Source organism: Pseudomonas sp. NFACC04-2, assembly GCF_900119265.1.
Classification (GTDB): domain Bacteria; phylum Pseudomonadota; class Gammaproteobacteria; order Pseudomonadales; family Pseudomonadaceae; genus Aquipseudomonas; species Aquipseudomonas fluorescens_AA.
In genome coordinates this window covers 436,331-448,914 of sequence record NZ_FPJC01000002.1, presented here as the reverse complement: position 1 = coordinate 448,914, position 12,584 = coordinate 436,331, and the positions used below count along the sequence as shown (strand labels likewise).

Annotated in this window: 15 protein-coding genes; 9 read left to right on the top strand and 6 right to left on the bottom strand. The window is 62.8% G+C overall.

All coding sequences use genetic code 11. The annotated features are described in order from the left end of the window. Window position 1: 1 nt before the first annotated feature. A complete protein-coding gene (locus BT125_RS04245; RefSeq protein WP_072405315.1) occupies window positions 2–856 on the bottom strand; it encodes a MurR/RpiR family transcriptional regulator in 855 nt (284 codons plus the stop codon). A 300-nt stretch (window positions 857–1,156) separates the two neighbouring features. Between BT125_RS04245 and BT125_RS04240 the strand changes: the two genes are divergently transcribed. Both BT125_RS04240 and cobF read left to right on the top strand, forming a co-directional pair. Continuing rightward, the gene (locus BT125_RS04240; protein ID WP_072405314.1) at window positions 1,157–1,735 is read left to right on the top strand and encodes a histidine phosphatase family protein; all 579 of its coding nucleotides are present in this window, start codon (window positions 1,157–1,159) and stop codon (window positions 1,733–1,735) included. Further along, on the top strand, window positions 1,732–2,490 hold the full coding sequence (gene cobF / locus BT125_RS04235) for a precorrin-6A synthase (deacetylating) (protein WP_072405313.1): 759 nt from the start codon (window positions 1,732–1,734) through the stop codon (window positions 2,488–2,490). The genes BT125_RS04240 and cobF overlap by 4 nt, the downstream gene beginning before the upstream one ends. Window positions 2,491–2,557: 67 nt before the next feature. Here cobF and ftrA read toward each other — a convergent pair whose 3' ends face one another. Continuing rightward, a complete protein-coding gene (ftrA, locus tag BT125_RS04230) occupies window positions 2,558–3,517 on the bottom strand; it encodes a transcriptional regulator FtrA (RefSeq protein ID WP_072405312.1) in 960 nt (319 codons plus the stop codon). Window positions 3,518–3,619: 102 nt separating this feature from the next. Here ftrA and BT125_RS04225 point away from each other — a divergent pair, with 102 nt between their 5' ends. The 4 genes from BT125_RS04225 (at window position 3,620) to BT125_RS04205 (ending at window position 7,259) form a co-directional block, all read left to right on the top strand. Continuing rightward, window positions 3,620–4,054 carry a rhodanese-like domain-containing protein gene (locus BT125_RS04225; RefSeq protein ID WP_072405311.1) on the top strand — a complete coding sequence of 145 codons (435 nt, stop codon included), beginning with the start codon at window positions 3,620–3,622 and terminating at the stop codon, window positions 4,052–4,054. A gap of 392 nt (window positions 4,055–4,446) precedes the next feature. Continuing rightward, entirely contained in the window at window positions 4,447–5,226 is a 780-nt protein-coding gene (locus BT125_RS04215) for an ABC transporter substrate-binding protein (RefSeq protein WP_072405310.1), read from the top strand. 129 nt (window positions 5,227–5,355) lie between these two features. Beyond that, on the top strand, window positions 5,356–6,468 hold the full coding sequence (locus BT125_RS04210) for a M14 family metallopeptidase (RefSeq protein ID WP_072405309.1): 1,113 nt from the start codon (window positions 5,356–5,358) through the stop codon (window positions 6,466–6,468). A gap of 65 nt (window positions 6,469–6,533) precedes the next feature. Then, window positions 6,534–7,259 (top strand): alpha/beta hydrolase, encoded by a 726-nt coding sequence (locus tag BT125_RS04205; protein WP_072405308.1) that lies wholly within the window; start codon window positions 6,534–6,536, stop codon window positions 7,257–7,259. A gap of 107 nt (window positions 7,260–7,366) precedes the next feature. Here BT125_RS04205 and BT125_RS04200 read toward each other — a convergent pair whose 3' ends face one another. The 3 genes from BT125_RS04200 to BT125_RS04190 form a co-directional block, all read right to left on the bottom strand. After that, window positions 7,367–7,954 (bottom strand): DcrB/PsbP domain-containing protein, encoded by a 588-nt coding sequence (locus BT125_RS04200; protein ID WP_072405307.1) that lies wholly within the window; start codon window positions 7,952–7,954, stop codon window positions 7,367–7,369. 76 nt (window positions 7,955–8,030) lie between these two features. Continuing rightward, window positions 8,031–8,795 (bottom strand): hypothetical protein, encoded by a 765-nt coding sequence (locus tag BT125_RS04195; protein ID WP_072405306.1) that lies wholly within the window; start codon window positions 8,793–8,795, stop codon window positions 8,031–8,033. 97 nt (window positions 8,796–8,892) lie between these two features. Then, window positions 8,893–9,822 carry a LysR family transcriptional regulator gene (locus BT125_RS04190; RefSeq protein ID WP_072405305.1) on the bottom strand — a complete coding sequence of 310 codons (930 nt, stop codon included), beginning with the start codon at window positions 9,820–9,822 and terminating at the stop codon, window positions 8,893–8,895. A 143-nt stretch (window positions 9,823–9,965) separates the two neighbouring features. On the opposite strand from BT125_RS04190, the gene BT125_RS04185 reads away from it, so the two are divergent. Continuing rightward, window positions 9,966–10,568: an NADPH-dependent F420 reductase gene (locus BT125_RS04185; RefSeq protein WP_072405391.1), complete on the top strand. Its 603-nt coding sequence runs from the start codon at window positions 9,966–9,968 to the stop codon at window positions 10,566–10,568. 13 nt (window positions 10,569–10,581) lie between these two features. On the opposite strand, the gene BT125_RS04180 is transcribed toward BT125_RS04185, so the two are convergent. Continuing rightward, window positions 10,582–11,514 (bottom strand): LysR family transcriptional regulator, encoded by a 933-nt coding sequence (locus tag BT125_RS04180; RefSeq protein ID WP_072405304.1) that lies wholly within the window; start codon window positions 11,512–11,514, stop codon window positions 10,582–10,584. 114 nt (window positions 11,515–11,628) lie between these two features. Between BT125_RS04180 and BT125_RS04175 the strand changes: the two genes are divergently transcribed. Next, window positions 11,629–12,126 carry a DMT family transporter gene (locus BT125_RS04175; RefSeq protein ID WP_072405303.1) on the top strand — a complete coding sequence of 166 codons (498 nt, stop codon included), beginning with the start codon at window positions 11,629–11,631 and terminating at the stop codon, window positions 12,124–12,126. A gap of 2 nt (window positions 12,127–12,128) precedes the next feature. Then, the gene (locus BT125_RS04170; RefSeq protein ID WP_072405302.1) at window positions 12,129–12,581 is read left to right on the top strand and encodes a DMT family transporter; all 453 of its coding nucleotides are present in this window, start codon (window positions 12,129–12,131) and stop codon (window positions 12,579–12,581) included. The last annotated feature ends 3 nt before the right edge of the window (window positions 12,582–12,584 follow it).

Here is a 12,584-nt window from a genome sequence, read left to right as displayed (position 1 = left end):
CTTATTTTTCCTCCAACAGGTGCGTGTTGAATTCCGTGCGCAGGGCGTCGATGCCTTCCAGGCGTTCGGCCAGCTCGGGGCATTGCAGGGTCAGGCAGGCGATCAGGGCCTCGACCTGGGCCAGCGCCGGCACCAGGCTGTCGAAGGCCGAAGCCGATTCCACCGGGGCGCTGATGATCAGGTCGGCCAGCTCGCGCAACGGCGAAGCATAGACGTCGCTGAACAGGACGACCCGGGCGTGCCGCGCCTTGGCCGCGCTGGCCACGCGCAGGGCCTGGGCCTGGTAGCGACGGTAATCGAAAATCAGCACCACGTCCTGGCGCTGCACATCGAACAGGCGGTCAGGCAGTTGGGCGTTATCTTCCAGGGCAAAACAGCCGGCGCGCAGCAATCGCAAATGGTTGAACAGGTAGTGGGCCAGGAAGCTGCTGAAGCGCCCGCCGAAACAATGCACCTGGTGGCGGCTGTCGAGCAACCACTGCACGAGAATGCGCACGTCTTCGGGTTGGGTCAGGGCCTGGGTGTCGACGAGGTTGCGTTGGCTGGCGGCCAGGTACTGGCTCCAGGTATCGCCTTGCTGCAATTTGGCCCGCGGTTGCAGCAACGTGCGAGGGGAGCGCAGGCGATGGTCCATGTCACTGAGCAGCGCATCCTGAAATTCGGCATAACCGCCAAACCCGAGTTTTTTCACCAGCCGCACGATGGTCGGGTCGCTGACGCCGGCGTGGTCTGCCAGGCGTGACATCGGACCGAGGCCGTTGCGTGGGTAGTGATCGAGCAGGGCACGTACGACCTTGCGTTCCGACGGCGTCAACACTAGGCCGGGATCGGTGATCAGGTCTCTGAGGGGCGGCATCCGTGCTCCTTGCCTGGATGAATGTTGAATTTCTTTCATAACTCCTAAAAATAGTATTTATGTAGCTGGTGCTACATGTCCAGTGGTTTTTACGTTCCGTTTAAAATGCTCCAAAGTTGTGCGAAAAGCCCGTGGGAGTTGGTCTCGGCCAGGTGGAATGAGTATGTCAGTCGTTGCCCCTTGGACATGTCGGACATAACGCTTTTTTGTCTCACTTATTTGATTTCGTATAAGGTGCTGTACAACTAAACCCGTGAATATCCCGTCCATGCGACCCGTTCGATTACCCGAGAACCCAGTGTGCAAACCACTCGCCTGACGTTGATCTGCCACGCCCGCACCGTTGCCCAGAAACAAGCGCGCTTCAGTACGGACGAGGCGCTGGACGCTGACTGGCTGAGGCGACGCGGGCAGGTCGAGCATGGCTATCGAAACGTCCGGCAACTGCTGTGCGGGCCGGAACTGCGCACTCGCCAGACGGCCGCGCTGTTCGGCGAAGAGTCCCAGGTGGACCCGGCCCTGGCCGATTGCGATCTGGGACGCTGGCGCGGGTTGTCCATCGATGAATTACTCGAGGTGGAACCCCAGGCCCTGCAAACCTGGCTCGACGATGCCGAGGCGGCCCCCCATGGCGGTGAATCCGTCGCCCGGTTGTGTCGCCGTGTCGGGGATTGGCTGGTCAGCCTGGAAACCCGACCGGGGCATCTGCTGGCCGTCACCCATCCCTTCGTGATCCGCGCAGCCTTGATGAACGTTCTGGGCTGCCCGGCCGCCACATTCAATCGAATCGACATTGAACCGTTGTCCACCCTGGAGTTGCGCTTCAACGGCGTATGGCGCTTGCGCACCCAGGAACCTGGCCAGGAGTCGCCGCGATGAAGATGTTGTCAGTCATTGGCATCGGGGCGGGCGATCCGGATCACCTGACGATGCAGGCCGTGAAAGCCTTGAACCGTTTGGACGTGGTCTTCCTCATGGACAAGGGCCCGGCCAAGGACAAACTGTTGGACCTGCGGCGCGAAATCTGTCGACGCTATATCGTGGATCGCACCTACCGTTTCGTCGAAACCTACAGCCCGGAACGCCAACGCGGCGACCTGGACTACAAGGACAGCGTCGAAGCGCTGAACCATGCGAAACAGGCCACCTTCGAACGGTTGATCGATGAAGAACTGTCCGACGGGCAGCGGGGCGGTTTCCTGGTGTGGGGCGATCCGGCGTTGTACGACAGTACCGTGCGCATCCTGCAGGCTATTCTCGACGGGGGCCGTTGCGCCTTCGAGTTCGAGGTGATCCCCGGCATCACCAGTGTCCAGGCCCTGGCCGCCCGGCACAAAGTGCCGTTGAACAGCATTGGTGGTGCGCTGGAAATCACCACCGGACGCCGTTTGGCGGCGGGTCAGGTGGGCGACGCGGCGAGCATGGTGGTGATGCTCGATGCCGAGGATGCCTATCGTCAGGTGAGCGATCCCGATACGCAGATTTACTGGGGCGCCTATGTGGGGACGCCGGATGAAATCCTGATCGCCGGCCGGCTGGGGGACGTGGCCGATGACATCGAACGCACCCGCAAGGCCGCGCGAAAAGCCAATGGGTGGATCATGGATACTTATTTGTTGCACAGGCCTCAATGACGCTTGCATATCAACCTGTGGGGATAGATCCCCTCGCCACAGCAGCCCTATTGTTTGGCACTTGATTTCACCCCCGCCCAAACCGCTCCCGATACACCGACGGCGCCAACCCCACGACGCTGCGAAACGCTACGCGAAAGCTCTCCACCGAACGGTAGCCACACAGTTGCGCGATGTTGTCGGTGTTGTCGCCAGTGCTTTCCAGCAGCTCGCGGGCCCGGGCCAGGCGTTCGTGTTGCAGCCAGGCCTTGGGCGACACGCCGCAGGCCTGGGTGAAGTGGCGCAGGAAAGTACGTTCGCTCATGGCCGCCTGGCTGGCCAGTTCGCGCACACCGAGGGGTTCGTGCAGGCGCTCGCGGGCCCATTGCATGAGGCTCGACAGGTCGCTGCGTGGCGTACGGCTGACCGGCGAGGGAATGAACTGCGCCTGGCCGCCCGTACGTTGCGGTGACATCACCAACCGGCGCGCCACGGTGTTGGCGACCTGGACGCCATAATCCCGCGCCACCAGGTGCAGACAGGCATCGATCCCGGCGGCGCTGCCCGCCGAAGTAATGACCTGTCCTGAATCCACGTACAGCACATCCGGGTCGACCCGGACGGCGGGAAAGCTCTCGGCCAGTTCGTCGGTGTAGCGCCAGTGAGTCGTGGCGCCCAGGCCATCGAGTAGCCCGGCGGCGGCCAGTACGAAGGCCCCGGAGCAGATCGACAGCAGGCGCGCCCCACGGGCGTGGGCCCGGCGTAGAGCATCGAGCAACGCCTCGTACGGTGGCTCGCTGCGGCTGCGCCAGCCTGGAACGACAATGGTCCGGGCGGTTTCGAGCAGTTCCATGCCGCCATCGGCCAACACCTGGAAGCCACCCATGGCGCGCATCGGGCCGTCATCGATCGCGACGATCCGATGCTCGTACCAGGGGAAATCGAATTCCGGCCGCTCCAATCCGAAGATCTCGACGGCAACCCCGAATTCAAAAGTGCATAGGCCGTCGTAGGCGAGGATCGCGACCAAACCTGGGAGAGGCTGCATTTGTCGGAAAATTCCCACAGAGTGTCTTGTACGCCACTGTAGCCGCAAGCATCGGGGGGATAAAGTCTCTTCACGCCTTTATCTAACCTTGGAGTACGCCCCATGACCAGCCTGGTTCGCGAAGTGCCTGCTGCCCCTTCCGATATCGCCCTACAGCATTTCAGCCGTCGCCTGTCATTCGAAACGGATTGTTCCGACGTTCACGCCAGCCAACAGGCCGGCAATGTCGACTTTGTGCTGGTGGATGTACGCGGACCGCTGGCTTACGAACGCGGCCACGTACCCGGGGCGATCAACCTGCCAAGCCGGACGCTCACTGCCGAGGCTTTGGCTGCCTACCCCAAGACCACTCTGTTCGTGGTGTATTGCGCCGGTCCGCATTGCAATGGCGCGAACAAGGCAGCGGTGCGTCTGGCGACCTTGGGGTATCCGGTGAAGGAGATGATTGGCGGGGTTATGGGTTGGCTCGATGAAGGATTTCGTCTGAACGGTTTGGTGGAGCGTGTGGCGGATCAGGCTATTCGTTGTGACTGCTGACTTTTTGCCCAGCGCGGCTATCCCGGCATGGATGCCGGGATAGCCGCGCTGGGCCATGGATGGCCCTTCGCGGCGGGCCCACGGAACAATGCCGGAGTGAGGGCACACCGAGCCTAGGCGAGGTGCCGAGTGGTGGGGCAGAGCGTTTTTGGTTACTTTTGGCGCTCTTCCAAAAGTGACCCGCCGTAAGGGCGGAACCCTAAGTAGCCGTTACCGCAGCAACGGATATACACACAAATCAAGCTGTTTTCGTAACTATTTGTCGCCTCCACACAATTCCCCTCCTGGACACCCCTCTAGACTCCCGCCCACTTCGGTTCCTCGTTGACCGAACGCTGCCTACGAATCTGCCAATAATGACCAATAAAACCCCTGCACACTCAGGAGCGAAAATGAAGAAGCTAGCCATGTTCGGTGCCCTGGCACTGTCCGTGTTATCCCTGTCGGCCGTGGCCGAAGACGCCAAGCCGATCCGCCTCGGGATCGAAGCCGGTTACCCGCCTTTTTCGATGAAAACCCCCGACGGCAAGCTGGCCGGCTTCGATGTCGATATCGGCGATGCGCTGTGTGAACAGATGAAGGTCAAGTGCGTCTGGGTCGAGCAGGAGTTCGATGGCCTGATCCCTGCGCTGAAAGTGAAGAAAATCGACGCGATCCTGTCGTCCATGACCATCACCGACGACCGCAAGAAAAACGTCGATTTCACCATCAAGTACTACCACACCCCAGCGCGCTTCGTGATGAAGGAGGGCTCCAGCGTCAAGGATCCGCTGACCGAACTCAAGAGCAAGAAAGTCGGTGTGCTGCGCGCCAGCACCCATGACCGTTTCGCTACCGAAGTGCTGGTGCCCGCCGGTATCGACCTGGTGCGCTACAGCTCCCAGCAGGAAGCCAATCTGGACATGGTCGCCGGCCGCCTCGATGCCATGCTGGCCGACTCGGTGAACCTCGACGAAGGTTTCCTGAAAACCGACGCAGGCAAAGGCTTCGCCTTCGTCGGCCCGACCTATGAAGATGCGAAATACTTCGGCGGCGGTGCCGGCATTGCGGTGCGCAAGGGTGATAAGGCCCTGGCCGATCAATTCAACGCGGCCATCACCGAAATCCGCGCCAACGGCACGTACAAGAAAGTGCAGGACAAATATTTTGCCTTTGACGTCTACGGGCATTAATCGGTAGGAGCTGCCGAAGGCTGCGATCTTTTAATCTTTTGATCTTGCGCTTTAAGATTCAACTGTCTGGGGAAAGATCGCAGCCTCGTTGCACTCGACAGCTCCTACACCGGGTCATTCGGAGATTTCATGCAACGCATCGACCATACCCTGCCATGGAGCCACCTGGGCACCGAGCGCCGGCTCAGTGTGTTTCGCTACGGCCATGGGCCGCGCAAGGCCTATATCCAGGCCAGCCTGCACGCCGATGAATTGCCCGGCATGCGTACTGCCTGGGAGCTGAAGCAGCGGCTCAACGATCTTGAGACCCAGGGCATGCTCAAGGGGGTGATCGAGCTGGTGCCGGTGGCCAACCCTATCGGTCTGGATCAACACCTGCAAAGCGCCCACATGGGGCGTTTCGAACTGGGCAGCGGCAAGAATTTCAACCGTTCCTTCGTGGAACTCAGTGCGCCGGTGGCGCAACGCATCGGTGATCGCCTGGGGGATGACCCGGCCGCCAATATCACCTTGATCCGCCAGACCATGGCCGAGGTCCTCGATGACCTGTCGCCACCCCCTTCGCAACTCGAAGCGCTGCATCGCCTGCTGCTGCGCCATGCCTGCGACGCCGACATCACCTTGGACCTGCATTGCGATTTCGAGGCGGCGATCCATTTGTATGCCTTGCCACAGCAGTGGCCGCAATGGCGTTCTTTGGCCGCACGCTTGAAAGCCGGTGTGGCGTTGCTGTGCGAGGATTCGGGCGGCAGTTCGTTCGATGAGTCCTGCTCCTCGCCCTGGTTGCGCCTGGCCAAGGCCTTTCCTGCGGCGGCGATCCCACCGGCGAACCTGGCGACGACGCTGGAGTTGGGCAGCATGGGCGATACCCGTGTGGAGCAGGCCCAGGCCAATTGTGAAGCCATCCTCGGGTTTCTCGCCGAGCAGGGACTTATCGCTGGGGACTGGCCGCCCGCTCCCAGCGAATGCTGCGAGGGCTTTCCGTTCGAGGGCACGCAATACCTGTTCGCGCCGCACCATGGCGTGGTGAGTTTCCTGCGGGAGGCTGGTGAATGGGTGGAGCGGGGCGATCCGTTGTTCGAAGTGGTCGACCCGCTGAATGATCGGGTCACCACCGTGCGGGCCGGCACCAGTGGTGTGCTGTTTGCCCTGGACCGTGGACGCTACACGCAGCCCGGGATCTGGCAGGCAAAAGTCGCCGGGCGTGAACCGATTCGTACGGGGAAATTGATCAACGACTGATAACTGCTGTCTACCTCACCGCACGGGCCTTGCCGTGCGGCTATCGAAACGATGGAGGAAGATCGATGTTCAAAGCGCTCGCCCTGTTCCTGTTGCTGGTCTCGTCCGGGTTGCAGGCTCAACCTTCGCTGCACACGGACTTGCCGCTCAACTACTTGGCCCAAGTCGATGAGCAGGCGCGGAACCGACCGCTGGTGATCTTCCTGCACGGTTCCGGCAGTAACGAGCAGGACCTGTTCGCACTGAAGGACGAGTTGCCGCAGGATTACAACTACCTCTCGGTGCGGGCGCCGAAGAGCATGGAGCAGGACCGTTACCAGTGGTTCGCCAAGAAGGGCGAGGGCGCCTACGACGGTGACACCTCCGACCTGAAGGCGAGCGGCCAGATGCTGCTGGAGTTCATCGACAAAGCCCGGGCCAAGTATTCGACCGACGCGAGCAAGGTCTATCTGGTGGGGTTCAGCCAGGGAGCGATGATGAGCTACGAAGTGGCCTTGCGACACCCCGAAGCCGTCGGCGGCATCGCCGCGATGGGCGGACGGGTCCTGTCGGTGCTGCGGGCGGAACTGACCCCCGACGAGTCACGACGGACACTGGCGGTGTTCATCGGCCATGGCACGGCAGACCCAATCATTCCCTACCACGATGGCACCGAGGCCAACACCTTCCTCAAGACCCTGGCGCTGGAGCCGGAATTTCATGCCTACCCCGGGGTCGGCCACAGCATCAGTGCCCTGGAGGTGCAGGACCTGCGGGCTTGGCTGGAGCGGCTCAATCCCCGATCACTCTAAATCCCTGTGGGAGCGGGGGGCTCGCGATAGGGAAGAGTCAGCTTGCATCGATGCCAGGTGTACCGACGCCATCGCGAGCAAGCTCGCTCCCGCATGTTCCGGGGCGCTTATTGACCGCTGGCGATCTGTTTCACCAAGGCTTCATGGCCGGTCTTGTCGCTGGCCCGGGAGATGATCTGCACCACTGCCATGCGCATGCCGGAGGCACCCAGCAAGGTGGTGTCGAGGGTCGGCCCACCGCCCTGGGTCGCGCGGGTGTCGAGCTGGCGCAGGCCCAGGCCGGTGCCTTTTTGTTTCAGGCTTTTTTCGCTGAGGATCTTGGCATCCGGCAAGGACTTGAGGCGCTGGGCGGCGAAGTCGGCCATGGTGGTGTCGAGGAACGCGCCATCGTCATCTTTCACGTTCGCACCGTCGATGATGATGTTTTCCGCTGCGATCACCACGGTCTTGCTGGTGGCATTGCTGTACATCGTCCCCGTCGCCCCGGCGGTGCCCTGGGCGGCTTCGCCAGCGGGCAATGGCGTCGCCGTAAACCCCTTGGGCAAGGTGAAGGCGAACTTGCCGCCCAGCATCGACACCTTCTGAGCCGGTGCATCGCTGGCAGGTTTGGCCGGGGCCGCCAGGGCGGATACCACGACCAGGCTGGCGAAGGCCCCCAGCAACAGGGCGGCGGCTTGTTTAGTCAGCAATGACATTGAAAATCTCCACAGAAGGTCGCGCTTGAAGGCCGATCATCCCATGGGCGTCGTACCGGACTCCAGCAAGAGACCGTCATTTTGGCGATGCGGCCTGCACCAGCAGGCGGCGGGTCACCAGCAACATGGCCATCGACACCGCGACGCCCAAGGCAAAGGCCGGCATGCCCAGCACCGGCAGGGCGAGAGCCAGGGTCAGGCAGAAGGCGGCGAAACAATACATGCCGGTGGCCGTGGCCCGCAGCAGCGCGGCGGTGAAGTCCGGCCCGCGGGTTTGTTGGGAGAACACCGCCATGACACTGCCCAGCACCGGGAACACCGCCAGCAGCCCGCTCCAGCGTTCGCCCACGGTGCTGGCCAGCAGCGTCACTGCCAGGGTCAATAGTGCGCCAGCGATCATGCGTAGCAGCAATTTGTCGGATTTGGCCGTCGGCCCGTTCATCACCGGCCGGACCGTCGGGAACAGATACGGCGCCCCCAGCAGCGCGACCAGGGCGATCAGGCCCGACAGCGGCAGCGAAGCCGGTAGCCAGGACAGGATCAACGCCACCAAGGCCCAGACGCCTAGCGCGATGCCCAGCGCCCAGGGCCAGTTGCGATACTGGGCGACCTGGGCGTACACCACGCAGAAGGCAATCATCGCGAACATCGCCGCCAGCGCCGCAGTCGCCGACTGCGCGGCGAACACCTCGCCTTGTTCCAAGGCCAGGAACAGCAGAATCGGCCCCACCACCACCGGCAGTCCCGACAGCCAGCCGGCCACGCTCGGTCCCCAACACCTTCCCGCCCGGGAAATCAGCAGCAGGAAGGCGGGAATCACCAGCAGTTTGAGCAGCAGCACGCGATCATCCTTGTCGGAGGTGGGCCGTCACGTTAGCACCGCCTCGCCCAGGTCAGCCACCGACAGCCGATGCGCCATCAATGCGTGTCGCCGATGTTCAACCCGGCCCGGCCCTGAAGCGCCGAGCCAACGCCTCGCGCTCGAAGTGCTCGGTGATGAAGTCGATAAAGGCCCGGGTCTTGGCCGGCATCAGCGTGCGACTGGGGTAGTAGAGGGAAATCACCCCCAGATCGACGTACCAATCCGGTAACAGTCGCACCAATTCGCCACGTTCCAGCCAGGGCAAGGCGTCGGGCACCACCAGCAGGGTCACGCCCAGGCCAAGCAAGGCGGCCTCTCGCATGGCGACCGGATCATTGAAGATCATGGATTCGGCCAGTTGCACGGCGCATTCGCACCCGGCGGCGTTGCGCAGCACGGTCTGGCGCACCCGGCCGGTGCGGCTGGCCCGCAGCACGATGTTGTCCAGGCCGGCCAGGTCCTCGGGTTGCCGGGGCAGGGTGCGTCCGGCCAGATAGGCGGGGCTGGCGACGGCAATCAGGTGCGCGGGCGCCAGGGTGCGCGATACCACCCCGGGCGTCAGTGCGAAGCCGCCTCCGATGGCCGCGTCGAAACTTTCGGCGATCAGGTCCACCGGGCGGTTTTCGAAATGCCAGTCCGGACGAATCAGCGGGTAGCGGGCCAGCCATTGCGGCATCAACGGCAGTATCTGGCCGATGCCAAAACTTGGCGAGAGGCTGACGCGCAAGACGCCGGCCGGTTCGCCGCGCTCCGTGGTCACCGCACCAATGGCCGCCTGCAGGGCGTGCAGGTTGCCGCCGATGCTGGCCAGGAAATGTTCCCCCGTTTCGGTCAGGGACAGCTTGCGGGTCGAGCGCTGGAACAGCCGCACCCCCAGGTTGCGCTCCAGCATCGCCACGTTGCGGCTCACGGCAGCGGGCGTCAGGGCGAGTAGCCTCGCGGCCGCCGAGAAACTGCCGGTTTCGGCGCTGCGGACAAAGCATTCGAGGTTGGCGAGGCTTTCCATGTCAGTCGACCTGATAGTAATACTTGAAAATGATTCGCCATATTACCGGCTAATCAATGGGTAATGGCAAGGCCATCATGTACCTCAACGGCGGACATCACCGCCAGGCTTATCCAACTTTGAGGACACAAAACATGAGCGACATCGACACTATCGGCATCATTGGCGCTGGCGCCATCGGCAGTGCTTTCGCCCGCGCCCTGGCCCGCCAGAACATCAATGTCGTGATTGCCAACAGCCGAGGCCCGCAAAGCCTGGCCGAACTTGTGGCTGACCTCGGTCCAAGCGTGCGCGCCGGGACCGTGGGGGAGGCCGCCGCCCAGCCGATGGTGCTGGTGGCGGTCAACTGGTCGAAGTTGCCCCAGGCGCTGGGCGGTCTGCCGGATTTTGCCGGGCGCATCGTGATCGACGCCAACAACGCGATCGAAGTGCCCGGGTTCAAGGCCGTGGATCTCCAGGGCCGGGCTTCGACCGAGGTATTCAGCGAGTGGGTGCCGGGCGCGCGGGTGGTCAAGGCCTTCAATCATCTGCTGGCGCGCCTGCTGGAGGCAGACCCGGCGTCCGAAGGCGGCAAGCGGGTGCTGTTCCTGACCGGTGACGACGCGCAGGCACGGAGTGAAGTCGCGCAGTTGATCGAGCGCCTGGGCTTTTTCGGCGTGGACCTGGGCCCTTTGAGTGTCGGCGCACGCTTGACCCAATTCCCGGGCGGCCCGCTGCCGGTGCTGAACCTGGTCAAGTTCGACTGAGGCCGCGCCGTGTTCAGCGATCCCAGTAGGGCACTTCGCCAAAACACTCGAGGAAGAAATCGATGACCGTGCGGACCTTCACCGACAGGCGTCGACTGCCCGGCCAGAGGATGGCGATCTGTTGCGGTTCGAGGCTGTTGGACGCCTGGTAATCCTGTAGCACCGGGACCAGCGTGCCGTTACGCACGGCTTCGCCGATCAGCCACGAAGGGAACATCACCAGCCCCAGGCCTTGTTCGGCGGCCTGGGTCAAGGTATCGGCGTGGTTGCCGGTGATCGGGCCGCTGACGCTGTAGGGTGTCCAGGCCTGGCCCGGGCGGCGGAAGAACCAGCGCTGCTGACCGGTCACGCCTTTGTAGGCCAGGCACTGGTGGTGAGCCAGGTCTTGGGGCTTGAGTGGCGCGCCGTGGCGGGCCAGGTAGGTCGGGCTGGCGGCGATCTGGAAGCGATGGGGCGCGAGGATGCGCGCCTGCATGCTCGAATCGTGCAGCGCACCGATGCGGAACAGCAGGTCGGCGCCTTCCTGCAGTGGATCGACGTAGCTGTCGGTCTGCTGGATCTCCAGTTGCAGCTTCGGATAACGCTCGCATAGCTGCCCCAACCACGGTGTCAGGTGGCGCTGGCCAAACACCACCGGGGCGTTGATCCGCACCAGTCCGGACGGCTCGCTGTGTTGCTCCTGCAGCGCCTGCTCGGCTTCCTCCAGTTGCACCAGCAGCAGTCGTGCATGATGCCCCAACAGGCGGCCAGCCTCGGTGGGTGAAACGGCGCGGGTGTGGCGATAGAGCAACTGTTGGTTCAGGGCCTGTTCCATCAACTGGATCTGCCGGGAAATCGAGGATGGCGCCAGGCCTTCGCGCCGTGCGACTTCCGAAAAATTGCCGTGATCGAGCACGGCAACGAACAATCGCAATGCCTTGAAGCCCAGTTCATTGAGACCGTGCATGGTGCGGGCGTTCCTGTGCGTATTGCGCAAAAGTGTTGTCGGGATACTCACATTTATTGCACAGCGACACCAGCCGATAATGCCGGCCATCTTTCCACTGAACAGGTTCTGATCATGCAAACATCTTCACTGAGCGAGGCCGTGCCGGTATCGACGCCCGCCAGACCCCGGACATTGCTGCGCTGGCTATTGCTGCCCCTGGTGATCCTGGCCGGCATGGGCTTGTCGGTGGAAGCCGGCCTGCTCGGGCCGCTCGGGGCCCAGGTCGGGCATCTGTGGGCCACGCTGAGCATCTTCGGCGTCGGTTCGGCGATTCTTTTCCTGCTGTTATTACTCAGTGGCCGGCAGCAAGGCCCAGCCTTGCATGAGTTGCCACGCTGGCAATTGATCGGCGGTTTCCTCGGTCCGATTTATGTGGTGGTGCTGACACTCGCCACGCCGCACATCGGCATCGCCATGACCATGATCGCGATTCTCTCCGGCCAGGTGGGCAAAAGTGTCCTGATCGATCATTTCGGCTGGTTCGGCACGGCCCGCAAGCGGGTCAATGGCGAGCGCTGGCTGGCGTTGGCCCTGATTGTCGTCGCCCTTGTCCTGATTGCCCGAGGTTGAACATGAACCTGTTTGTGTTGTTGCTGCTGGTCGTCGCGGCCGGTGCGGTATTGAGTGTGCAGGCGGCTATCAACGGGCGCCTGGGCCAGACGGTCGGTGTGTTGCGCAGCAGCTTGCTGACGTTCACGGTGGGCACGGTGACCACCGGGCTGCTGATCGTGTTTTTCGAACCGGCCCACGGGTTGACGCTGTTGGACATGCCGAAATGGCAACTCAGCGGGGCCTTGTTCGGTGTCGTGTACATGATAGTGATGGTGGGCGCGGTGCCCAGGGTTGGCACGGCCGTGGCCACCGTGGCGGTCATTGTCGGGCAACTGGGCATGGGCATGCTGATCGACAATTTCGGCTGGCTGGGCAACCCGGCCATCGAATTGTCCGGCAGTCGAGTCCTTGCCATGGCCTGCCTGGCATTGGCGCTGGTGTTCATGTATCGCAGCAATGCCCGTCAGGCCTGAACG